17 protein-coding genes are annotated in these 22,494 nt (G+C 42.4%); 14 read left to right on the forward strand and 3 right to left on the reverse strand.

All coding sequences use genetic code 11. From position 1 onward, the window contains the following. Window positions 1-25: 25 nt before the first annotated feature. Window positions 26-3,232 (reverse strand): PAS domain S-box protein, encoded by a 3,207-nt coding sequence (locus H589_RS20310; RefSeq protein ID WP_051249643.1) that lies wholly within the window; start codon window positions 3,230-3,232, stop codon window positions 26-28. Between the two features lie 596 nt (window positions 3,233-3,828). Between H589_RS20310 and H589_RS0105855 the strand changes: the two genes are divergently transcribed. From H589_RS0105855 to H589_RS0105880, 6 genes are all read left to right on the forward strand, one after another. Next, window positions 3,829-5,043: an NAD(P)-dependent oxidoreductase gene (locus H589_RS0105855; RefSeq protein ID WP_027721169.1), complete on the forward strand. Its 1,215-nt coding sequence runs from the start codon at window positions 3,829-3,831 to the stop codon at window positions 5,041-5,043. A 134-nt stretch (window positions 5,044-5,177) separates the two neighbouring features. Further along, window positions 5,178-6,197 carry an amino acid ABC transporter substrate-binding protein gene (locus H589_RS0105860; protein ID WP_035075157.1) on the forward strand — a complete coding sequence of 340 codons (1,020 nt, stop codon included), beginning with the start codon at window positions 5,178-5,180 and terminating at the stop codon, window positions 6,195-6,197. Between the two features lie 91 nt (window positions 6,198-6,288). Next, window positions 6,289-7,482 (forward strand): amino acid ABC transporter permease, encoded by a 1,194-nt coding sequence (locus tag H589_RS0105865; RefSeq protein WP_027721171.1) that lies wholly within the window; start codon window positions 6,289-6,291, stop codon window positions 7,480-7,482. Continuing rightward, on the forward strand, window positions 7,482-8,915 hold the full coding sequence (locus H589_RS0105870; protein WP_027721172.1) for an amino acid ABC transporter permease: 1,434 nt from the start codon (window positions 7,482-7,484) through the stop codon (window positions 8,913-8,915). Before H589_RS0105865 ends, H589_RS0105870 begins: the two co-directional genes overlap by 1 nt. Window positions 8,916-8,935: 20 nt before the next feature. Continuing rightward, window positions 8,936-9,706 carry an amino acid ABC transporter ATP-binding protein gene (locus H589_RS0105875; protein ID WP_051249644.1) on the forward strand — a complete coding sequence of 257 codons (771 nt, stop codon included), beginning with the start codon at window positions 8,936-8,938 and terminating at the stop codon, window positions 9,704-9,706. Between the two features lie 265 nt (window positions 9,707-9,971). Next, the gene (locus H589_RS0105880) at window positions 9,972-10,334 is read left to right on the forward strand and encodes a hypothetical protein (RefSeq protein ID WP_027721174.1); all 363 of its coding nucleotides are present in this window, start codon (window positions 9,972-9,974) and stop codon (window positions 10,332-10,334) included. A 561-nt stretch (window positions 10,335-10,895) separates the two neighbouring features. Here the strand turns inward: H589_RS0105880 and H589_RS20315 are convergent. Next, window positions 10,896-11,558, reverse strand: coding sequence for a YaaA family protein (locus H589_RS20315; protein ID WP_051249645.1), 663 nt, complete (start codon window positions 11,556-11,558; stop codon window positions 10,896-10,898). A 940-nt stretch (window positions 11,559-12,498) separates the two neighbouring features. On the opposite strand from H589_RS20315, the gene H589_RS20895 reads away from it, so the two are divergent. From H589_RS20895 to H589_RS0105925, 8 genes are all read left to right on the forward strand, one after another. After that, on the forward strand, window positions 12,499-12,861 hold the full coding sequence (locus H589_RS20895) for an acyltransferase (protein WP_169433107.1): 363 nt from the start codon (window positions 12,499-12,501) through the stop codon (window positions 12,859-12,861). 314 nt (window positions 12,862-13,175) lie between these two features. Next, window positions 13,176-13,385 carry a rubredoxin gene (locus H589_RS0105895; protein ID WP_027721175.1) on the forward strand — a complete coding sequence of 70 codons (210 nt, stop codon included), beginning with the start codon at window positions 13,176-13,178 and terminating at the stop codon, window positions 13,383-13,385. Window positions 13,386-13,823: 438 nt separating this feature from the next. Continuing rightward, entirely contained in the window at window positions 13,824-16,220 is a 2,397-nt protein-coding gene (locus H589_RS0105900) for a PEP/pyruvate-binding domain-containing protein (RefSeq protein ID WP_035075162.1), read from the forward strand. A gap of 34 nt (window positions 16,221-16,254) precedes the next feature. Next, complete coding sequence (locus H589_RS19245) at window positions 16,255-16,854, forward strand: gamma-glutamyl-gamma-aminobutyrate hydrolase family protein (protein ID WP_169433108.1); 600 nt, start codon at window positions 16,255-16,257, stop codon at window positions 16,852-16,854. 20 nt (window positions 16,855-16,874) lie between these two features. Continuing rightward, window positions 16,875-17,624 (forward strand): phosphocholine cytidylyltransferase family protein, encoded by a 750-nt coding sequence (locus tag H589_RS0105910; protein WP_027721177.1) that lies wholly within the window; start codon window positions 16,875-16,877, stop codon window positions 17,622-17,624. A 34-nt stretch (window positions 17,625-17,658) separates the two neighbouring features. Continuing rightward, entirely contained in the window at window positions 17,659-18,432 is a 774-nt protein-coding gene (locus H589_RS0105915) for a class I SAM-dependent methyltransferase (RefSeq protein WP_027721178.1), read from the forward strand. Between the two features lie 6 nt (window positions 18,433-18,438). Then, entirely contained in the window at window positions 18,439-18,966 is a 528-nt protein-coding gene (locus tag H589_RS19250) for an adenylyl-sulfate kinase (protein ID WP_035075165.1), read from the forward strand. Window positions 18,967-19,025: 59 nt separating this feature from the next. Further along, the gene (locus H589_RS0105925) at window positions 19,026-21,113 is read left to right on the forward strand and encodes a hypothetical protein (RefSeq protein ID WP_027721179.1); all 2,088 of its coding nucleotides are present in this window, start codon (window positions 19,026-19,028) and stop codon (window positions 21,111-21,113) included. Between the two features lie 231 nt (window positions 21,114-21,344). Here the strand turns inward: H589_RS0105925 and H589_RS19255 are convergent, their stop codons facing one another. Continuing rightward, window positions 21,345-22,421 carry a linear amide C-N hydrolase gene (locus H589_RS19255; protein WP_051249648.1) on the reverse strand — a complete coding sequence of 359 codons (1,077 nt, stop codon included), beginning with the start codon at window positions 22,419-22,421 and terminating at the stop codon, window positions 21,345-21,347. Window positions 22,422-22,494 lie beyond the last annotated feature (73 nt).

Raw genomic sequence — 22,494 nt, forward strand, 5'->3', positions numbered from 1 at the left:
ATAGTACGAGATCAAGGCAATCTCGTTATTGTGTTGACAAGAACCTAGCCAGCATTTTTTTCAAGACGTTCATCTCAATCGGCTTGGCAATATAATCATCCATCCCTGCTTCCATAAACTTCTTCCTGTCACCATTCATCGCATATGCTGTCATCGCAATAGTGGGAATGCCCTTTCGATCCTCTCCAGCCTCCCCGAGTCTGATTGCCTGTGTAGCTTCAACACCATCCATAACCGGCATCTGAATATCCATTAACACAAGATCGAAATAATCTTCGCGCAACGCTTCCAATACTTCTTCTCCATTTGCAACAGATCGGACAACGCAGCCAAGATTCTCCAAGAGTTTTCCGATAGCAAAGCTGTTGATCTCATCATCTTCTGCCAAGAGAATACGTATGGCCGGACAGGTAATTTTTTCGCTGTCTGACAAGACTTTAAAACTTTGATCCTGCTTTTCGACAAACATAAACGGTATGCTGAAATAAAATGAAGCTCCTTGACCCAATTCACTCTCAACTGAAATATCGCCGCCCATCATATGTGTCAGCCGCTTGCAAATAGCCAACCCAAGCCCTGCGCCATGCTGCCCTCGCCTGAAGTCTTTTGGACCTTGGGTAAAAGGTTCGAACAATACATCAGCAACTTCTTTAGAAAGGCCCGTACCCGTATCCACGACGGAAAACAGAATTTGTACATGCCCCGATCGCGAAGTACCCACAAGGCAGGCTTCAATAGTAACACTTCCAGATTTGGTAAATTTTAAAGCATTACCTATGAGATTGGTGAAAATCTGCTGCAGGCGGATCTTATCGCCTATGACGCTAGTAGGGACAGCCGATTCAATCTCCACACGAAGTTCCACTTTTGCTTGATTGGCGTTAGACAAAAACAACTGCACAATCTCATGAATAGCTTTTTCAAGGTTGAATGGCTCAGATACAATCTGGATTTTACCGGATTCAACACTGGACAGGTCGAGGATATCTGAAAGCAGGCGGGTCAACCGTTTGGAGGACTCAATCCCAACAGCGGCATACTCTTGCTGCGTTTTATTCAGCGTGGTCATTTGTAAAAGTTGGAGCATCCCCATGATGCCATTGATCGGGGTACGTATCTCGTGGCTCATATTAGCAAGAAATTCAGTCTTAGCCATGCTGGCCGCTTCGGCAGATTTCTTGGCCTGATACAGTTTCTTCTCCGTACGACTGCGCTCTACCATTTCTCCAATTAGCTTTGCAGACGTGGCGAGCCTCTGTTTGGCCACATCGATTATAAATTTAGGACGAACTTCATATTCTTTGGAGAGATTCACTAAAATGTCCAGGTCAGTCTCATACAAATGCGCCAGCTCAGAGAGAGAGGTTTTGTCTTGTGGTGGAGTTCCATAGCCGAAATTAATAGTACCGATGATTTCCTCTCCGGCGAAAATTGGTTCGGCATAGAGATGTATTCCCCCATTACAAACAATGTCGACAGCCTTACCCGTCCTAATGGCTATGGAAGATGCTTCTGTCCAACATGACTCATGGCAAAGCCATTTACCGCTAGCTAAAGCCTCGGAGTTATCAGCACATCGGCAGAGTTTTCGCGATGCTTCATCCATATGCCGGCACCATCCAGAACTAAAAATACCTAATGCGTGATCCCCATTTTTTTCGTATACCGTAGCCGAGGTTTGTAAGAGGACAAGAAAATCGTTTACTATGCTATATAAGGTATCGTAACCCAAGGAATCGGCGATGAGACGAGACTTATTCAGCTCCACTAAGTTGCCGTAACTTGGGGCTGGTAAGCCAGCATTGAATATGGGCTTCTTTTCCTGCAACCATTTAAGTGAATTAAGCTTTATTTCGTTCTGCTTACGTTCGGTTATGTCCGCAATCATAGCAAAGGAGCCTATAAAATTACCTTGCTCATCTTTAATTGATGTCGCAGAGACTCTCGCCCACAGAGTCGCGCCATCTTTGCGTATGAATTTTCTATCGTAAGATTCGTCCTTCCCCTCATACCTCTTTTTCATACGTTCAGAATGATTCAGCAAATCTTCTGGAAAAATGAATTCTTCAATTTTTCGCCCAATAATTTCATTCTTTTCATAACCAAACATTCTGGACATTGCGTTATTAATATAAGTAATGACATGGTTTGAATCTATACTGCAAATACCTTCATTAGCCGTATCAACAACCATTCTGTAGCGCTCTTCAGATTTTCTTAACTCTTCCTCGACTCGTATACGTTCAGTAATATCATATATGATGGAATATAAAATTTCACGTCCGCCAAAACGAATCCGGCTGGATGAAACCTCAACGTATCTAAGAGTTCCATCCGCCAGTCTATGCCGGAATATGAATAATCTCCCATAGTTCAATGTGACCGAGTTCATGCGATTTTTGACATCATGTTCCGGAAGATCATTAATCTCAGTAATACGCATACTCAACAAATGTTCTCTCTTATAACCATAGAATTGAACTGCAGAAGCATTAGCATCGATTATTTGTCCTGTATCCGGGTCGATTAATAACATTACAGCAGAGTTATCGTGGAATTGCTTATGGTATGAATTATCGGAACGTATGCGCTCCATTACGCCATTCAGGACGAACTTACCGACTCCAATGATGATTAAAGTAGAACAAAACACCAAAGCAAACGTAAAATAAATTGAAGATTTCTTAGAATTATGTGCATTTTCATTGAATATTTTCGCCTTGTTCCCGGCAAAGTCGATCATGACTTCAAGAGCGGACAGAAATTGTTTACCTTGGGCATTGACTTCAGAAATGAGTTTGGCTTTCATTCCTCTATCAAAATTATGCATATAAGCGTCTAAAGTTTGATAGATGAGTGACCGCCACTGTTTGAATGAATCTTTGGCAAAATTTAAATCTTTTTTATCTCCAAGATATCTGATGGTTACAAAGTCAAAAAGCTCTTGAATCCCTTTGTTCTTTTCCTCAATCGCAGCTTGTTTTTTTTCAACATTGGACATCAAATTAGTCGTCTCCAGGTCGGAGAGAATACTCTCGATGTCATATAGTTCGCTGCGTAAATCTCGCAAGGCCGTACTGACGGCGAAAGGATGAAGATACAACTTTTCAGTCAGACCTGATAAATGCCATATTTGGTAAAGAGCTGACACACCAATCGCAAGGGCAAAAAACAGCATAACGCTAAATCCAACCTTAAGTTGGAATAAGCTAGTATTACTGATATTTTTCATAAAATTTACTCCTCACGACAACTAAAGACCCTAAACTTGGCTATAAATTAGAACTTGGCCATATAGTTTATGATCTTAAAATATTAAAAAGCTCAGAGCAATTCCTCAGTCTGAACATATCAGGCCACACATACTCTTATTTGTTCGAACTAGCTTAAACGAAATACTGGACGTCATCACACCAACATAAATATCATACTGTTTTTATTTGCATTTATATCCAAACAGAAACAAAAAGACTTATCATCAGGCAGATGGAGGACCGGATATCTCGCATCCGTATTAACATAACACATGATTTCGACAATATCCATGTCACAAGTAATTCAGAGAATACCTTTACTCCCATTCCCCATTCCACCTTACAATAATGTAAACTACCCCACCAAAAATCTTTTTTTTACCCTTATTACCCTCATCAAAAGAATGATAAGCATACGTAACCTCAAGGAAAATATTCATATTTTATAATAAATTTAACAGCTTAGAATAAAATACTTGCTTTTTTTACAATCAAAGCTATACTCCCCGACTCAAACTTAGATCTAGCATCGAAGAAATCTTTTCATTTTTATTAATTAAAATCCGAGAATATAATGAGTAAAACAATTATCGGCCTTCTCCGCGAAGGTAAAATACCTGTGGACAAGCGTACCCCGCTAACCCCCAGCCAAGCTAAAGCGATTAATGCTGCTTATCCTGATGTTGAAGTAATTGCCCAACGCAGTGAAATCCGTTGTTTCACAGATGAAGAATACGTCGAAGCCGGAATCCGCCTTGTTGATTCCGTTGAGGAAGCTGACATCCTGTTGGGTGTTAAGGAAGTTCCCATCCCCGACCTTATTGAAGGCAAAACCTACTTCTTCTTCAGCCATACTATTAAGAAACAGCCTTATAACCGTGATCTGCTGCGCGAGATTCTGAAAAAGAACATTCGCATGGTCGACTATGAAACCCTGACAGAACCTTCCGGCAAACGTATTATCGCATTCGGACGCTGGGCAGGAATAGTTGGTGCCTATAATGGTATCTGGACTTACGGAAAACGTTACAATCTTTTTGATATGCGCCGCGCCAACGAATGTTTCGACCTTGAAGACCTCAAAACAGAATTTTCCAAGGTTATACTGCCCCCCATCAAGATTGCTCTGACCGGCGGCGGCCGCGTCACCAAAGGTGCTATGGAAGTGCTGACAGGTATGGGTATCCGCAAAGTTACCCCCCACCAGTTCTGCAACTGCTATTTCGATTTTCCTGTTTACACACAACTGAATGTTCGTAACTACAATGCACGTGAAGATGGTGAAGCATTCAGCCGGAATGAATTCTACAAATCCCCGCAGAATTATGTCGGTGATTTTCTACAATTCACTTCGGAGGCAGACATACTTATCGCTGCCGCATTCTGGGCTCCGGAAGCTCCGGTACTGTTTACCAAAGAAGATATGACCGGCCCAGATTTCAAGACATCCGTCATTGCGGACATCACTTGCGATATCGAAGGGTCCATCCCAAGTACGAAGCAGCCGAGCACCATCGCCGATCCAGTCTATGACTACAATCCTTCGGACGATGAAGTCGACCCACCCTTCACTGATGAAGGTAACATTTCTGTTATGGCGGTCGACAACCTGCCTTGTGAACTTCCACGCGACGCATCGAGCAGCTTCGGACAGCGTTTGGCTGACCAGATTTTGCCGCTGTTGCTCGGCGAAGACCCTGAAACTGTAATCGAACGGGCAACCATTGCTTCAGAAGGTAAGCTGTGCGGCCGATACACCTACCTACAGGACTATGTAGACGGCGAATAGAGTCCTGTTTTGCGTGACACATCCGCTCCCGAGAAAGAAACCTACCGTGGTCATTCGTCGCATCTGGAATCATTTGTCACATGAGGATATTTTTGGCCGTCAGGTATTGAAAGTTAAACCAAAAGAGAGGATTTATGAAAGATTTAACGAAACTGCTTTTCATCACGGTACTTGCTGTAACTTTGTTCGCAGGTTCCGCCTTCGCTGGCACACTGGATACAGTAAAGAAACGTGGCTATGTGAAGACTGGTGTTTCCGGCAAAGTTGTCGGTTTTTCCACCACTGATGCTAAAGGCCACTGGAACGGGCTTGATGTCGATTTCGCCCGTGCCGTTGCCGCTGCTATTTTCGGTGATTCCGACAAAGTACGCTTCACTCCGGTAGCTTTCAAAGAAGCATTTACCGCACTTCAGTCTGGTGAAATAGATATGCTGACCCGTAATACAACATGGACCTTCCAGCGAGATACCAAGCTCGGTCTGGAATTCGTTGGTGTACTGTTCTATGACGGTCAAGGCTTCATGGTCAAAAAAGACTTAGGTGTTAATAGTGCTCTGGAACTTGACGGCGCCAGCGTATGTACCCAATCCGGTACAACTACCGAGCTGAACCTGTCCGACTACTTCACTGCTCACGGCATGAAGTACAAACCTGTTGTGTACGAAAGTTCCGATGAAGCAACCGTTATTTATGACTCCGGTCGCTGTGATGTCTACACCACAGATGCTTCCGGCCTTGCTTCCCGCCGTACAACTCTGAAAGACCCCAAAGCCCACATAATTCTGCCTGAAGTTATCTCCAAAGAACCCCTCGGACCAGCTGTTCGTCAGGGTGACCAGCAGTGGAGCGATATCGTTCGCTGGACCCTGTTTGCTCTGATCAATGCTGAAGAACTGGGCATCGACTCCCACAACGTTGACCAGATGCTTAAATCCAAGAACCCAGCTGTTCAGCGCTTCCTTGGGGTCTCCGGCAACTTTGGTCAGTACCTAGGTCTGAGCAAAGACTGGGCATACCAGATCGTTAAAAAAGTAGGTAACTACGGAGAACTGTACGATCGTAACGTAGGCCCCAACTCCGCTCTCGGTCTTGAACGCGGCGTTAACGCCCTGTGGACAAAGGGTGGCCTGATATACGCTCCGCCTATCCGCTAGTACCGACAACAACCATTCATATTAAGTCTATATCAGAAGGCCGTTTTCGGACGGCCTTTCTTTCCATTTCTAAATTCAGGATTTTATCACTATGGGTGAGAAAACATTAGACCATTCTCAAGGCAGACCGTGGGTTCGCCTACTCAATGATGCCCGTTTCCGGGGCTGGGTGAGTCAGGCAGTTGTGCTTGCCCTGATCATCGCAGGCGCAAGCTATGGAATATCCAACGTCGCCCAGAATCTTCATAAAGCCGGTATCACAACCGGTTTTGGATTTCTTTCGTCCCCAGCAGGATTTGATATCAGCCAGACGCTCATCCCTTACACAAGTAAATCCAGTTATGCAGATGCCCTGCTGGTTGGCGTACTCAACACCCTGCTCGTTTCCGCTCTCAGTATTGTATTTTCATCAATTCTCGGGCTGTTCCTCGGCATTATCCGTCTTTCGCCCAACTGGCTCGTTTCGCATCTTGCAGGAGCCTACACCGAGATGATCCGTAACGTACCGCTGCTCCTCCAGATTCTATTCTGGTATCTGGCAATCCTCGCCCCTCTGCCGGGGCCGCGAAAGTCATTAGATCTTGGGGGAATTATCTATCTGTGTAATCGAGGACTCCAAATCCCGTCTCCAGAATTTCTGCCAGGTTTTGGTATCACCTTTGCCGTATTCCTACTGGCAACTGCTATATCTATAGCGCTCATTGTGTGGAACCGCCGCCGTCAGCGTAATACAGGCAAGCACATTCCTGCCTACCTGATCTCACTCTGTATAATTATCGTACTGCCGATGATCAGCTATTATACGACTGGCAGTCCTGTTCATTGGGATATCCCCAAGCTCAAAGGATTCAACTTTTCAGGCGGTATAACAGTTCTACCTGAACTTATCGCCCTAACCCTCGCCCTATCACTCTACAGCGCTACCTTCATCGGCGAATACATTCGTTCGGGCATCATGGCTGTCAACAAAGGACAGACTGAAGCTGCCTATGCTCTGGGCTACCGTCCAGGGCTAGCCTATAGACTGATTATTATCCCGCAGGCGATGCGTGTAGCTATTCCACCACTCATCAGTCAGTACCTGACTCTGATAAAGAACTCCTCTCTTGCTGTTGTCATCGGTTACCCTGACCTGATTCACGTTTTCGCAGGAACAGCCCTGAACCAGTCCGGGCAGTCTGTAGAAATCATATCTATCACAATGATCATTTACCTGTCCCTGAGTCTCGTAATCTCGCTTTTCATGAACTGGTACAATAAAAAATTCGCCATGAGGGGATATTAATGCCAAAAACATGGACCCCGACACCACCACTACCGTCTCCTATTCAAAGTACAGGTCCCATCGGCTGGATGCGAAAAAATCTTTTCTCATCCCCCGCTAACAGCATACTGACGCTTTTTTCAGTCTACCTGCTCTATATTCTCATCACTCCACTGATTCAATGGGCAGTTGTTGATGCTACATGGCTGGGTAATTCCCGTGCTTGCTGTGATGAGGCTGCAGCCCTTGGTAAGAACGGAGCATGCTGGACTTTCGTTAAAGTCCGCCTGAACATGTTCCTTTACGGTTTTTATCCTAAAGCGGAGCAATGGCGCATTAACTTCATCATGCTGATATTGCTTTTTCACGCACTCCCTATCCTGCTGCCGGACATTATCAACCGCAAGAAACGTATCGGTTTCACCATCATGGCCTTGGTTGCGGCTTTGCTGCTTTTCGGTCCTGTTCCAATGATAATCGTATTTCTGTTTGCCGTACTACCGATGTTTTTCGGTAGACTCTCAACAAACGGATCGGTTCCGTTAATTACCCTGCAAGGCTTTGCAGGAGTTGCGTTCCGTCTGCTGGCGGGAATTGTAATCGGCTGCATTGCAGGATCAATCAGCAAAGAACTTGGAGCTGCCGAAACCGCTACATACATTGGTCTGGTTTCAGGAGTACTCATCTGGGTACTGCTTCAGGTTCGCAATCTGGGCGCCGGAGCATGGCAGTGGGTAATGCTTTTCACCTGTTTCCCTTTACTCGCTTTCATTTTGCTGAGTGGGAATGCATTCGGACTGGCTCACGTGGAAACCCATTACTGGGGCGGCCTGTTCCTAACTCTGGTTGTTGCCGTAACCGGAATGGGCACAGCACTGCCCATAGGAATTTTACTCGCTCTTGGAAGACGCTCGACCCTGCCGGTCATCCGCACAGTCTGTATCTGTTTTATCGAATTCGCACGCGGCATACCGCTTGTTTCAGTTCTGTTCATGGTCAGCGTAATGTTACCGCTTATGCTGCCGCATGATGTCAATTTTGATAAGCTTCTGCGCGCCCTGATAGGTATAGCCTTTTTCTATGCCGCTTACATGGCGGAAGTTGTCCGTGGTGGCCTGCAGGCAATCCCGTCCCAGCAATACGAAGCCGCGCAGGCTCTTGGCTGGACATACTGGCGCATGATGTTCAAGATTATCCTGCCACAAACGCTGCGCCTGATTATCCCGGGACTGGCGAACAACTTCCTGTCATTGCTCAAAGACACCACACTGGTAGCAGTCATCGGACTGTTCGACCTGTTAGGAATCTCCAAAGCCGCCATGGCAGATGCCGACTGGCTAGGCTTTACCAAAGAGTCCTATCTTTTTTCAGCAATGGTCTTCTGGATACTCTGCTTTTGCATGTCGAGATACTTTCTCTATCTGGAAAGAAAATACCACACCAGCTATCACTAAATTCAACGATTGGATTAACTATGAGCACACAAGAAAAAAATATTGTCACCGACGAAGCCCCGATTATTCAACTCTCCAATATCAACAAATGGTACGGAGACTTCCACGTACTTAAAGACGTAAACCTATCCGTTGCAAAAGGCGAAAAAGTTGTTATCTGTGGTCCGTCCGGTTCCGGTAAATCTACACTGATACGCTGCATCAATAGACTGGAAACCCACCAGCAAGGACAGATCATTGTTAACGGCGTAGAACTGAACAACGATGTTAAACGCATCGATCAGGTTCGCCGCGATGTCGGCATGCTCTTCCAGAACTTTAACCTCTTCCCGCATATGACCGTGCTGGAGAACCTGACTGTTTCACCTATCTGGCTACTCAAAAAGCCGTTCAAGGAAGCTGAAGAACAAGCATACGAATATCTCAAACGCGTTAAGATTGAACATCTTGCCCAAAAGTACCCCGGACAGTGTTCCGGTGGACAGCAGCAGCGTGTTGCAATTGCCCGCTGCCTGTGCATGAACCCGAAGGCAATGCTTTTTGATGAGCCTACCTCTGCTCTCGACCCTGAAATGATTAAGGAAGTTCTGGACGTTATGGTCGACCTGGCCAGCTCAGGCATGACCATGATCTGTGTAACCCACGAAATGGGCTTCGCCCGCACAGTGGCAGACCGCGTAATATTCATGGATGCCGGAGAAATAGTTGAACAGAACACGCCTGAGGAATTTTTCGAAAATCCACAGTTTGATCGCACAGCGACTTTCCTCAGCCAGATTATTTCGCATTAGTTGATTGGTTTGGTAATGGGTTACTTTATATAGAAGTGGCATGCACCATGAACTGCTCTATAGATGACAAATGATAGATCTGTTGTTAGAAATAGTCCTAACATCCTGATTTATTGATAGTAATTTCATTTTAATCACTTAAAAGAAGAACTGAGGCGGTGAAGCTTTCTATAGGCAGCTAAATCGAAACGAAAATATTTTGACCGATATCATTTCACCACCAAAACTATTTCTAGCTCAACTGAGCATCCCTGTTCATAGGATAATGATTCGTTCAGCTGTTCAATGCGCCGCGCAGGAGGGGCGACTTCTTTGCTTTGACGAAACTAGCAATTATCATTTGCAACTGGCAGTTGAAGAGGCTACCTCAAATGCTGTGACTCACTTTTCAGGAATACTAGGTGAGGAAGAACGTATTCATCTGGAGTTTTTTGTTGAAGAATTTGAAAAAATAGGATTTTCTTTTGCCGGGGTTATGCCACATATCCATAACGGCAGTGACAGGATAACTTTGCAATGGCTGGATGTAAGACTCGATATGGCCGCTATTCGAACTTATGGGGATAAAACAAAAGAAGTTTTCGACTATATAAAAACAGAACTTGAACGGGTTAAATCTCTACAATAATTTTGAAAAAAGCAATAATTATCACATGAAAAAGAATACTCACTATTTGTTTAATGTTGCTTTTGGCTGTTCCTGCGATAGCTTCAGATTTTAATTGTTAATTCCCGCCTTACGGTCAAACAGTTGATCTGCTTAACCAAGAAGGTACATTTCTTAAACATAAAGAAAAATGGTGTATCTTATTACAAAGACACTGGTGGCTGTGAGCTTAAAATAGAAAAGCACTTTAAGGTAAGCTTTTAATCAATCCTTGCCATTACACTTTTCTACAGCAAGTAAAGGCCAGTCATCTAACAGGACTAGCACTCGTTATTTAAAGCTAATCAATCAGAATATGTTACAACGCCGACAACAAACCAACCACACGCATCTCCTCACGCTCCTGAGCATAAGAATAAAATCCGCTGTAACCTTCCCTAATAACGCTCTTACGCTACTCAGGACCGCAGATTGAGAGAGCAGATACGTTGCGTAAAATATCTTAAATTTCATTAATATCGGAGCAAGAATAGGGAATTATGATTGTGTTTTCAACCAATTTTGCTTCGTCAGTTGCCAAGACTAAATTTCCTTTAAGAAAAATTCACCAGTCCACTTATAGCCTTCTTCCTTAAAATCTTTAAAATGCTTAGGATCAGTGATATTATTTTCAATAAGCCACCTGACAAATTGACCTTTAATATGTTTACCTTGGTGACCTGCTGGCATTTTTTTGCCTTCTTTTTTCAGGACAAATTCAACCTCAATTCCATTGTCATATTTCACCGCTTTCTTATGTGCTTGCGGTAATAAATCAATAACAAATTTATCTCTTAATTTCTCTGAATTGGAATTCTTCCATAACTTGGCAGCCTTTAATTTATCAATTTTCAAACGATAATTAGGAATCAAATCATTAGGGCTGACAAGACCAAATAACCCTGAGACGATTAACACTTTTTTATCAAAGTCAGATTTATTTTTCAAAGTTTGATAATCAATAGCGTCATAAACAACACCTGTATATCGTTCAATTGCTGGCATTGTTTTTGAGATTAAGACTTCCTTATTTACAATAATTGCTTTTTCGAGTGCTTTTCCCTTGAGGCCATATAGCTTTTTAGGATCAGCTTCTTTAATCGCTTCAATTAAGTCAGCAGTAATACCTGCTACAGACTTTAAAGAGTTATTATTTCCTCCATCAGCTTTGCCTTCAGATGGTGGGATTAAGATAATAGTTTTCATAAATAATTTTAAGAGTTTAATTTATTAAAATGATGACATTTAATTATAAGAATATAAACTAATCAGTCAAATAGAATTTATTTACACAAGACATTTAACTGTCAGAAACGGTGTCGTAATTTACATTTTATCTTCTAGTGTAAAATATCCGGTAAACCTCCTCCATCGGAAATTCCGGAAAAGTCCCAAAATGTGTTTCAGTTAATAAATTAATTCAATTAGTTAAATAGATAATTAGTCAGAATTAGGCATATCATTCAAGAGGCCAAGAGTTCAATTCTCTTCAGTTCCGCCATTAAAATTTCCAAGAAAAGGACCGTTTAGTCGTAAATACTGAATGGTCCTTTTTTCGTTTGGTGAACCGATAGGTCAACCGTTTGTCAAAATTTACTGTGTTTTTGCGTTGTAGCTCATGTCAATGAAAGGAGCTGGTGAGGGCGCCGCAGCCGGCTACAGGATTGCTCTACTTGACAAATAAAAGGCGCAAGTTATAGGTGTTATCGTGTAGCAACTCAATTCATCCTAATGGGCAGTTGCACGCACGTAATCCTCCGTCTGCACGTAGCACGGATACGTAGAGCCCCCATGCTAGCTTCCAGAAACCGTGAAAGAGATCCAAAGACCCAATCGCATGAAACATCCTTCCTCCAGAAATGCTCCTGTCGCTACGAAACCAGCGGATTCGATTCATGGTGAACGCAACACTGTTGAATACGACGTCTCCAGCGTGGCGAACACCTCCATAGACATAATCGGAAATGACAATGTTGTTCAGATACATCCCAGCGCCCGTCTGGGCGATGTTCGTATCATTCTTCGCGGCGATAGGCACCGGCTGTTCATAGGAAGTGATGTATGCATGGAGGCAGGGCTTCTTCGGCTTGTCCATGGCGGGTGCCTCATGGCTTTGGGCGCCAGGACCACCATCGTCGAGGCAGAGATGATATGCTTCGAGGTGGGGACCAAAATTATAATCGGTGAGGACTGCCTTATCAGCTCTGGAATGCATGCATGGACCGGGGATGCACACTCCGTTGTGGATGTAGAGACAGGAAAGCGACTCAACTACGGGCGTGACATTAAGATTGCAAACAATGTCTGGATCGGGTTTCAGGCATTGCTGCTCAAGGGCGCAGTTATGGGTCGTGGTTCAATTTTGGGAGCGCGCGCCGTGCTCTGCGGTGAGGTGCCACCTTTTTCACTTGCCGCTGGCAACCCTGCCCGGACTATCAAGTCCAACGTCACTTGGAAGACGGATGTGTTCTACGAACCGGGCATCAACTCCATGGTCCATACCGACTGAATCTCACCCATGAGGGGTGGCTAAGCCACGAAAAGGCTCGCCAGTATCAATCGAAAGTATAGTCAAGCTCAGCACAATTAAATGGCTTAGCCAGCTCTACCTTCGGAGGGGCTGTTTTTTATTTTAATGACTCTCAAAATCACCACCCCGTTGAACCGCAAATATTCCTCTTCTAAATTTTATTTCACCATTACTCATCCATAATGCATTCCTGTTTAATGAAAAAAATACCCACCTTGTTTAATTTATGCTATTCTAAAAACACGAACTGACTCGCTAAACCCCATAACACACTGTCATTGCAGGAGGAAATTATGGCTAATCCTAAAGATATGTATCAATGCCAAGTAAGCAACTGCGGTTACATTTACGATCCAGACAAAGGAGAGCCGAAAACCGGCACCGCTCCCGGAACAGCTTTCACTGAGATTCCTGACGATTGGAAGTGTCCGCATTGCGGGGCTACTAAAAAATCGTTCCGGCCATTGGCTGGTCCGGGCTCAACTCTTGCTGAAGGCGCTTAGACCATACACGCAAGAGCCTAATCTACATTGAGTCTAAAAAGAGGTTATATCTTTCGATATAACCTCAGATTGCTGACTAACCCCGCATTTTCCGTAAAAGCGGGGTTTCTTATGCCCATTTTCTGTTCGATTTAGTTCGAAAAACTTAAATTTGCGCAACCAAATCTAAAATGAGAAATAGAATGGTGTCGTCCACTGTTTTTGAAGATAACTAATTGAATAATATTTGAAAATAAGTGTGTTGCGCTTAAACTCTGGATCATAAATTTGACGTTTGGGGTTGGTCATCTGCTTCTCTTGTGAAAATCAGGATGGTGACTTAACCTTGTATCTACAATTACGTAGCAAGGTCACCTTTTTATGGCATATTGTTTGCTAGGTTTGATGTTGTGGACTAGAATATTGACTTTTCCCTCAGATGCAACCATGGAGCCGAAGATGAGCTGTGAATTTGGAACAAAAGCCGAAACATTGGAAGTGTTGAAGAAAGCGGGATTTAATATTCCTTCACTGTATTATTTCAGTCTTGCAGAATGGGATAATAATTCCAATTCGACTATTGAGGCTATTCAGCATGCTTTCCCCGGCGATGGAGAACTCACAATAGTTCGTAGCAGTTCTTTAGCTGAGGACAATAGTAAGACCTCGCAGGCAGGGGCGTTCAAATCCATTATGAATATTAATCCCAAGTGCAAATCCGAGTTACGTGCGGCGGTAGAAACTGTTTTTGCCTCTTATAATGGCTCCAGTAATGATCAAGTTCTTATTCAGTCGATGGTAAAGAACATCGGAGTAAGTGGGGTTATCATGACCCGCTGCCTTCAGGATGGTTCTCCATACTATGTTATTAACTATGATGACGAATCCGGAAAGACTGACTCTATAACCGGTGGAACTGGTGTTAGTAAGACTATATATATTTATAAGGGCGTAGAGAAGAAAGATTTTGATTCTTCACGAGTGCGTGCAATGATGAATCTTGTGCGTAAACTCGAGTCTGTATTTTCCGGAGTGCCTCTTGATATTGAATTTGCCATTGATAAAAAACAAGTGATGCATCTTTTTCAGGTTCGTAGGATTTGTACCTGCCAGCATTGGAAGCCAGATGTTGAGAATATTGTTTCGGATAAAATTGCATTTGTCGAACAGTTTGTCTCTCGATATTTAAAGAAACGTGCAGGACTTTTTGGTGAAAAATCGATTCTTGGAGTCATGCCGGACTGGAACCCAGCAGAAATAATAGGTATTACGCCTCGTCCTTTGGCAGCTTCACTTTATAGGGAAATCATAACCCGGAAGAACTGGAGCAGAGCGCGTGAAGAAATGGGATACCGAAAAATGCCTCCCGAAGAATTGATGATTCTTGTGGCGGGCAGACCGTATATTGATATCCGAAATAGTTTTAATTCTTTTCTCCCAGAAGGATTGAACTCCGTTACCGCGGAAAAGATAATTAACGCTTGGTTGGATTATCTGGATCGAAATCCACAGTATCATGATAAGGTTGAATTTGAAGTTGCCACTACTATTTACGATCCCTGTTTTGAAGAAGATTTTAAAACCCGATACCCCAAACTATTAAGTACTGAAGAATTTGAATCTTATAAACAAAAACTTCTTTCTCTAACTAACGAGAATCTCCTCCCCGGTGGGACTTTGCAGAGTGCATATAATAGAATCGCAACGCTTGTCGCCACCCAAAAAAAATACCCTGACATTGATCGTAGTAATAGTGTTTTTGAAGTGCTGGCTATAGTCAAGCAACTGCTTGAAGATTGTTCTAAATTTGGAACCCTGCCGTTTTCAATAATTGCGAGACATGGATTCATCGCCGAAACTTTTCTGAGAGCTATTATTCGTAAAAAAGGTCTTTCTAAAGAGCGCGTCAATATTTTTAAGAGGTCTATTGAGACTGTGTCCGGTGAAATGAGTAAAAATTTTAGACTAGTCTGTGCCGGAAAATTGGGCAAAGATGTTTTTTTGGAAAAATATGGGCATCTACGCCCGGGCACATATGACATTCTTTCACCAAGATATCTTGATCGTAGAGATCTTTTTTTAGATGTCCCAGATATACATAATAATAATCATCTCTGCCAAAAATTTCATCTAAGCCAAAAAGAAAGAGATACCATAAATAAAATTTTTTCCGAATCCGGCATTACTGCCGTAAATGCAGATCAATTCATGGATTATGCAGGTAAGGCGATTGCGGGGCGTGAATATGGCAAGTTTGTCTTCACTCGTAACCTTTCCAACGCTCTTGAAGGGATTTCCTATTGGGGAGAGCTGATTGGTCTTGATAAACATGAGATTTCTTTTCTTAATATTTCAGAAATTACCGACAGTTTATTTTCTCAGTTGGATGGCAATATTCGCGAGCATTTTATCGCTCTGGTTGATAAGGGCAAACATCAGTACGAGTTGGCTAACTCATTTAAGCTCAGTTATTTGATTAGGTCGTCAAAAGATGTATATATTGTTCCCCAACATAGATGTACCCCCAATTTCATTACGACTAACAAAGTAGAAGCCCCTGTAGTCAAGGTTAATACGAATTATGTGGAAAGTCAGGATTTAGACGGGTGTGTTGTGTGTATTGAAAGTGCCGATCCTGGTTATGATTGGATCTTTACTCGATCCATCGCCGGTCTGGTGACCAAATATGGAGGAACCAATTCACATATGGCGATACGCTGTGCGGAATATGGTCTCCCGGCCGCCATCGGATGTGGAGAATTATTGTTTGATAAGATCTCTTCTGCACAAAAATGCACGCTTGATGCCGGACAACAAACTTTAAGTCCAGCTTCTTCGGGCGCGGACTTGAGCTAAGATCATGTTTGAAAATTTACGTATTGGTTTAAGCATGCGGCGTAGTGATGCCTGTAATTATAATGAACAAAGAGATGGACTGGCAACCTCTTGGTATGATTTTCTGGGAATGGCTCTACCTGGTAGTACTTGGGTTGCGCTTCCCAATATTGGAGATAGTGTAGTTAGGACCGTGGACTCCCTTGGATTAAACGGGTTGATATTGACAGGCGGTGAAAGTATGGGAATAAATCCACAAAGAGACGAAAGCGAGACGGCATTAATCTCATTGGCTCTGAAACGAGATATTCCTATAATCGGAGTCTGCCGAGGTCTTCAGATGCTGTATGCTCATTTTGGCGGGAAGTTTGTTACCTGCGCAAAGGATGAACATGTTGCCAAACGACATTTTGTTTTTTTTGAAAAAAATCCTTTGTGGAACATGGAGAAGCAAAGAGTTAATTCTTATCATACCAATGCAATAGAGGTGGAGGGATTGTCCTATTGTTTACAGCCTTTGGCGTTGGATTCTTCCGGGCTGGTTGAGGGAGTGTTTTCGACTAAGCATAGGCTGGCCGGGATCATGTGGCATCCAGAAAGGGAAGATGTATTTGCGAAATCTGATCTTTCCATTTTTAGAAATTTTTTTGAATAATTCCGGTAAAGGATAATTAAATGAAGGCAATTATTCTCGCAGCAGGTCGCGGTTCGCGAATGAAAAATGAAACCACTAACAAACCTAAATGTCTTATTGAATTAATGGGACGGCCTCTTTTGCATTGGCAACTTGATGCATTGAAAAAAGCTAGCGTAGACCAGATTATGGTTGTTCGCGGTTATCTTGCAGGGAAGTTGAAAGGTGATTTTATCACTATAGATAATCCACGCTGGGCTGAATCCAACATGGTTGAAACTCTGCGTAAGGCTTCATCATGGCTGAAAGATGAGCCTTGTATCGTCTCTTATTCGGACATTGTTTATCGTCCCGAACATATTCGGGCGATTTGCGAATGTGATTGTGATATCGGCATAACCTATGATATACATTGGGAATACCTCTGGAAGTTGCGATTTAATAATCCGCTAAGTGATGCCGAAATTTTCAAGGAGAGTGAAGGCCTCCTTCTTGAAATAGGGGGACGGGCTGACAATATTGATGAAATAAAAGGGCAGTACATGGGACTACTCTATTTCACTCCGCGCGGCTGGGATGTTGTTGATGGACAGCTTTCGGAGTTGGGGCAAGAGCGGGTGGATAAACTTGATATGACTGCCTTACTAAGATTGCTTCTTGATAAGGGAGTCCAAATTGGTGCTATTCCTGTTCATGGCGGTTGGGTTGAAGCTGATTCGATGCAGGATATCAGAGCATATGAGGATGTTCTGGCGTGGAATGATGAATGGAGTCATGACTGGCGGAAGTAGCCGCATATAGAAGTTAATTTTTCAGGAGATGACAATGAAACATGGTGATTTTTCCGGTCTGGCTGAAAATTATAGTAAATACAGACCTGGGTATTCTGATATGGTTGTTGATCTTATCGGGAAAACTGTCTCTTGCAGTTTTCCCAAGGTAAAAGCTATAAAAGTAGTAGATGTCGGTGCCGGAACAGGAATTTTCAGTCGAATGCTTGCAGGCAAAGGGCTTGAAGTTACAGCTGTTGAACCTAATGATGATATGCGCATACACGGAATAGAAGACTGCAAAGATACTAATATTTCATACATTAATGGCTCCGCGGAAGAAACAGGACTTGAAAATGGTTGTTGTGCACTAGTTACAATGGCTTCATCTTTTCATTGGCCTGACTTTAATAAAGCTGTTGCAGAGTTCGCAAGGCTACTTAGGCCTGGAGGCTATTTTCTTGCTTTGTGGAATACTCGGGCAGTGGAAAGAGATCCTTTCACTAAGGACGTTGAAGAATATCTGCATAAACTTCTGCCGAAACTTAAACGTAAATCTTCCGGGCGGTCCGAATTTTGTGATAACTTACATTCCCGACTCTCTGGGTGCGATGAGTTTGAGGATGTAGTTTATCTGGAAGGTTTTCATGTTGAGCAACAAAATCAGGAAAGATATATCGGACTTTGGAATTCTGTTAATGATATCAGAGTTCAAGCCGGAGAAGAACAGTTCAAAAAATTTATGGATTACATTGAAAAAGAAACCAATAAAATTCCCTATATTAATGCCCATTACCAGACGCGGGCATGGCTTGCCAGACGCAAGTAGGATAATATGAGTAATTTAGGAAAAGTAATCTGGTTGACTGGTCTTTCCGCGTCTGGGAAGTCAACCATAGCGAGAAATATGCAGGAACTCCTCAAAGAAAAGGGAATTATCTCCCTTCTCCTTGATGGAGATCTTTTTCGTGAAGCTATGGCCGACCATAATTGCGGGCATGACCCTGAAAGCAGGATCCTTAATGCATACAGGATAAGCCGATTTGCCAATATGGCTGCAAGGCAGGGGCTGGTGGTCATCGTTGCAACAATGTCCCTTTACCATGATATTCATAACTGGAATAGAAACAATTTTCCAGATTATTTTGAAGTCCTTATCAAGGCAGATTTGACCATATTGCAGAAAAGAGACCCCAAGGGGCTTTATAAGCATGTGAAATCTGGATATGCGGAAAATCTGCCGGGTATGGATTTGAAAGCAGAATTTCCCTTGAATCCTGATCTTATAATTAATAATAACGATCACCTTGATGATGTAAGAATGCTGGCAGAATTGGTAATTCACCAGTGTGGCTTGTATTAAATTTTGGCTTTAAACTACTAGGTAAATAATTACTTAGCGAGTGCTCAGGAGAGGTAAAATTGGGAGAACAGAATCTACCAAATATCGAAATTATGAATAATTCTGCTGGTGTGGTTGTGTGGGTTAGTTCCTCTTGTCCTGAAGGACAAGCTGTTGCTGAGGTTCTTAAAAAGTCTTTAATAAGATATGGGCTCTATGTTGTTCTTTTAATTGAAACTGAAATGCAGACTACATGTAGTGTGTCTTTTGAGGAGCATCTTTCGTGCATCATTAAAATATTATGTGCCCAAAATGGAGTTGTGATTGTTTCTGCGGCAGAGAGTAGCAGCCGAAATATTAGAGGTTTAAAATATAATTTTTTTGATGCCATTGTTTCTGTAGAAAATGTTTTACTAGAGAAAAAGATAGACAGAGAAAAAGGGAGCGACTCTGTACTAATACATACATGGTCTATGGAGAATTTTTCAAAAGATGAAATAGCTGGAAATATTATTGATCAACTGAAAGTATATGGACAACTACCTACACCCTCTGTTCCTGAATCTACAACTTTGGTATTGCGTACTTTGAAAAAAGATTTAGCTGAGCAGATTAGGAAAAATAAAAATAATGAACGGAACTTTTTACATGTTGTGCGTGGTCATTTAAATACAATTCAAGATCTTACCAGTAAAAATAATAAGTTTATTTCCGAAGCAAAAGAACACAAAAGAAGGTATGAAGTTCTTGTTGACCACTTAAGTCAAGGCGATAACGATTCTAACCTGAAAAAGAGTCCGGAAAATCATTTTCAGGGAGACACCGCTCCTTTTTTTTCAGGAAGCCATACTTGGAATGAACATTTCAAGCTGGCAAAAGAGCTAATTGTAAGTGGAAAATTTAATTTAGCTCAAAAACAGTTGGTTGCTGCCGATTTATTAAACATAGGAGAACCCGATTTACTGGCTTGGTATGAAGCAGCCAATGCAGAACAATACAGATGCTTATCCGCTCCTTTGCATAGAGATTTGGCTAGTTGTAATAATAAGTATTCCTTTTATATTTCTCCCTCTGGTCGTGCAGGAGCCGCGTTTATCCCAAATTTTTTATCTCTCCATCCCCATCTGCATGCGCCTAGCTTTTTAGTTTCAGATAAGTATGGAACAATGAAGGGTTTGGAAGATTATTTGGTTATTTCCAATGAAAGATTCAATAAAGGTGGTATACAGTTCGGGTACAATGATCATGGGCATAGAGCATGGAAAGCTGGTTCTATTTCTCACCTATTTAAGGATGAAACTTTTATTCAATTTGTGCGAGATCCGATATCTTCTCTAAAATCATCGCTGACGCATAGTAATTCTATTGTAAGTAATGAAGAACAGTTTGCTTTGGTTTCTCCTATTTGGAAGAAAAAAATATATATTGATTTTTCTGAAATAGACAATTTTAACGCAGATTCTTTGTCTTACGATGATACTAATATCAAACCACCAAAACCAGAGCGGACGATAGCCTTTTTTGCAAGGCTAAGGTTATACTATCAACAAGGATTTGAATGTAGCACCCAATTTCCGAAATGGGAGGTATTTGATGCTGCTGAGTTTATGCCTGATACAATTAATATTGGTATGCCTAAGCTTTTATCCGTGATTGGGGCTCAGTCAGATTACTTTCACCCTATATACCAGAGACTCTGTTATTCTGGAGTTAATCATTGTCTGATGTTTAATAGTATTAATATTAAGTTTAATTCTCAAAATATTTCTTTTTTTCTTGATTACGCTGGTAATACAATGTTTTCAGACCTTAATGATAAATGTGAAGTGGCATATACCGATCCTGACGACCTCCTTTTAGATTTAGGTTTAAGTGAGCACAGGCTAGCCTTATGTTGTTGCCACAAAGATTGGTTCGCCTTACCTGCCGAAGAGCGTAAGCGATTTGTTAATGATGGATGGGGCGATAAAATCTTGCGGAAAGTGATGATACCAACATGGGCTAATACTTATCAAGTATGGAAAAAGAATCCTTACGTACAACCTGTTAAAGAGATTTCTAAAGAGATTAGGCGTGAATTTGGGTCAATCATTGCTGAAGATACGAAACTTTTTTTAGATCGATTTGGAGATCGTTGTATAGATTGGGATACGGATTTTCTGCTATAATAGAAAGTGTGGCAAGATCACGTTAGGAAAAATTACCGCCTCGGTGGCAATTGGTGTATCAAGGAGGTGGGCGTGTTCTTAATCCCAATTCACTTTTTCTCTTGAATGGCTACTTATGGGGCTGGCGGTAGTTGCTTTAATTCTTCGAAAAAATTTCAGATAAAGTAAATCAACAGGCCAGCTACTTTTTAGCCGACCTATTGATTTTAGATAGTTGTATAGGTATGGAAGCTAGCGCGGAGTTACTTCTTTGATAGCCAGCCCTGTCGGCTCTGATACGGGAATGGCTTTATAATCTGATCTGGTAAAATCAAGTTTTTTTAGATCAATGGCCTTTAAGGTCTGGTCGTCATAGTCAGCAAAGTAGACTACTCGGTTAGTCTGATCTTCAATTGTTATCCACTGAGTGTAGTCAGCCAACTCTCCATTGAGAGTTTTCTTTCTACTAATTCCTTCCATAACTGTAACCTGTTCAAGTAAGTGGCGGGCGAAAATGATAGCCTCGTCAGCATTTGCAGGTTGATATGCGAATTCTTTTAGTACCGCAGTTCTTACGAAACGCGAAGGTGGAGTGCAGTCTCCAGGTAATCCAAGTATGCCTGATCCATTTCCGGACCCTGAAATTTTAACTTCATTGAGTTCAAGATCTTTTTGTATCCATGGTGATAGGTTTACGTAATTACGTAAATTGGCAAGCTGCATGGGGAAAGGCGGTTCATTCGTCATAACGCCAATCGGATTGTCATATATGTTTAACTTCCCATCAATCCATTCGGCTACAATACTATTCCCATTTGCGTCGTGCACAGCAATATGCAGGACTGGCTTACCATCTAGCTCTTTTAGGCTATCTGCCCAGACCAGCACTTTGGGGAGATTCTTTTTTACTTCTTCAATGGTGCTGAAATTACCCAGAATCCAATCAGGGACCAGAGTTACTTCCAGCGCGCGTGACTCCGAACCTTTAGGTACGGTTTGATAGCCAACGGAAGGAAGCCAAAGAGCTTTTGCAGTAAGTCCTTTTTCGTTCATGCCGTCTGTAGAGGCGGTCAGTCCTAAAATTGAAAAACCTACAAAACCATAACGCTGCTTCCACTGTAGTCCTTTGGCTTTGTTGGGAGACTTTGAGATCCATTTTTTGCCTCTGGGGTATACTGTTGCTTTTGCCTGATCGCTGATAGCAAAGTCCATGCTACGACCAGTCATAACAGTGTCATCCTTGGCTTTGATTACAAAATCCGTACACGCCTTTGCAGGAGCAGCATACAAGATTACTGCTAAGATTATTGCAAATATTTGGGCTATCATAATTTCTCCTGTTATAATGGTTTTGTAAGAAGATCTTTAAGTGTTAGTGGTAATCAACTTTATTAAATGATTA

The organism is Maridesulfovibrio zosterae DSM 11974, assembly GCF_000425265.1.
GTDB lineage: Bacteria > Desulfobacterota > Desulfovibrionia > Desulfovibrionales > Desulfovibrionaceae > Maridesulfovibrio > Maridesulfovibrio zosterae.